The following is a 1,588-nucleotide window of genomic DNA, read 5'->3' as shown; positions in this document are numbered from 1 at the left end:
AAAATCCTTCGTCCTCCCTCATTTTCCTCATTTTAACCCTATAAATACCCACTAGTTTTGTAGTGCGGGGAAATTCCCCAAAATTCCCTTTCTTAACACAACGAAGCTTTTGACAATCAGCCAGAGAAGTGCCAAGCGTTTACAAATCTTGGATTCTCAAATGCATAATAGCACTCTCCTCAAGGAAGCCTGTCCCGATGAGCGCAGTGATTTCGGGAAGGGGTGAGGTGAGGTAGTATTGCAAATCCCACCCAGTCCTAATGATGATTTGACTACTCCCAGACTGGGATTGTGATACATATCTGAAATTTTGAGTTATTTTCAAGTTCTCCCTTTTCCCCCTGTCTTTAACTCTGTAAATGGCAAAATTCCCTCCTGATGCTTATGCTCAATTAAAAGCCTATTTTTCTGAGGTTGCTCCTGTGAGTGATGCAGACTTCGAAGCGATCAAACCCCGTTTTTTGCCTGTTTATTTTCAAAAAAACCAATTTCTTCTGCGTCAGGGAGAAATTTGCTCATCCATTTACTTTGTGGTCAAAGGGTCCTTCCGGATTTTTCATGTCAATCAGGAAGGGATTGAACTGACCCGGTATTTTGCATTTGAAAATAAATTCGGGACCAATCTGACCAGTATGATCGAAGGAACCGAGTCCGTGGAGAATCTCCAGGCCATTGAGCCTTTGTACGTTTTTGAGGTTAAAAAGGCAGCTTTTTTCGAACTGGTAGAAACTTCTCCTCAAGTCAATAAAATTTACCGAAATATCCTTCAGAATGCCTACATCACCTCCCAACGTCGGATCTACGATCTTCAGGGGATGACTGCACTGGATCGCTTGAAGTGGCTGCTTGGGCAGTATCCTTTGATTTTGAGCCGGATACCCAGTCGCTTGGTCGCCTCCTATCTGGGAGTCACTCCCTATACCTTGAGCAGATTAAAAAACGGGCTTTAGCCTCAATTCCTTGCGCTAGAGCAAAACTTCGGGACATTCGCTGGTCTACTTTTGGATTACTTAAAATGTATTCCAATGGATTTAAAATCAGCTCCTTGTCCGTCTTTCTTGTTTTTCTTTCTCCTTGTTTCCTTCCTGACCTCTTTGCCGGGCCTATCCCAGGAAATTTCTCCCACCTCCACGGCCAAACCGGTTTCCAGTGGTCCTCCTATTCCCTTGGAATTGGTTTTTGGCCATGAGCAACTCAACTTTCAGCTGATAGTAAAGAAGAAATTTACCCCTATCAGTAAGTTTGACCTTTTGGTGATTTCTGTTTTTTCAGAAAACTGGAATAAGGAAAATCCCATAGGTAACTCAGTGATTATTCCTTTTCAGGTTAACTACAGCATCGGGAAGAAAGGGTTTGCGGTGGCTGCCGGTGGCGAAGGGAATTCAGTCGTGGGTTTTAGCCCATTGGCGGGGGTAGAGCATAGCTTTGCCAACCGAAAATGGCTTGCCATCACGGTACTGAATTTTCTGATCAACGAAGAGCGGGATGTAAAACTGTTTGGATTGTATGAGTTTAAGCCGCCGATCAATGAGACTTGGGCCTTATACAGCCGGATCCAATTTGTCTATAATCAGGGATTGGCAGAAAA

General features: G+C 43.8%; 2 protein-coding genes. Both read left to right on the top strand.

Features of this window, described 5'->3' with window-relative positions:
• The first annotated feature begins 359 nt into the window (after positions 1-359).
• Positions 360-950 carry a Crp/Fnr family transcriptional regulator gene (locus tag CLV31_RS21670; RefSeq protein WP_111395180.1) on the top strand — a complete coding sequence of 197 codons (591 nt, stop codon included), beginning with the start codon at positions 360-362 and terminating at the stop codon, positions 948-950.
• 75 nt (positions 951-1,025) lie between these two features.
• A partial coding sequence (locus tag CLV31_RS21665) for a hypothetical protein (protein WP_111395179.1) occupies positions 1,026-1,588 on the top strand: 563 nt, incomplete at its 3' end.

The organism is Algoriphagus aquaeductus (genome assembly GCF_003253485.1).
Lineage (GTDB): Bacteria > Bacteroidota > Bacteroidia > Cytophagales > Cyclobacteriaceae > Algoriphagus > Algoriphagus aquaeductus.
Note: the sequence above shows the minus strand (reverse complement) of the source record. Positions and strands in the feature narration are given on the sequence as shown.